Genomic DNA, 471 nt, shown 5'->3' on the forward strand with positions numbered 1-471 from the left:
GGCCTGTTCTACCGCGACGCGATCCGCGACTACTACCGCGCCCAAGGCCTGCCCGAACCGTACGAGGCGGGGGCGCGGCGCAAGGTGTTCCCGGAACGGTTGGAGCGGCGCATCCTGACCGTCGCGGCACGCCACCCCGACGGGGCGGTGTTGTTCCGCAAGACGTCCTGCGCGGTCGCGTACGCGCACGGGGTGGCGGACTACAACGGCCACTACGGCATCCGCGAGCTGTGCGACATCTGCCCGGTCTCCCAGCTCGGCCGGTGCGCGACGGAGTGGGCCCCGCCGGACCCGAACACCGCTGCCGCGTTGGCGCGGGAGCTGGGCGGCAGGCTGGTCGCGATCACCGACCGGGCCGTGGTCGTGGCCGGTCTGGACGAGCAGGCCCGCTACCTCATGCAGCACAGCTTCGGCTTCCAGGTCCACGACGTGACCAAGCCGCACCACCCGCACCGTCACGGCCGCGCCGAC

At 72.6% G+C, this 471-nt stretch carries 1 pseudogene; it reads left to right on the forward strand.

From position 1 onward, the window contains the following. A pseudogene (locus tag ADK67_RS52410) lies at nt 1-471 on the forward strand (radical SAM protein); the annotation flags it as partial.

The organism is Saccharothrix sp. NRRL B-16348 (genome assembly GCF_001280085.1).
GTDB lineage: Bacteria > Actinomycetota > Actinomycetes > Mycobacteriales > Pseudonocardiaceae > Actinosynnema.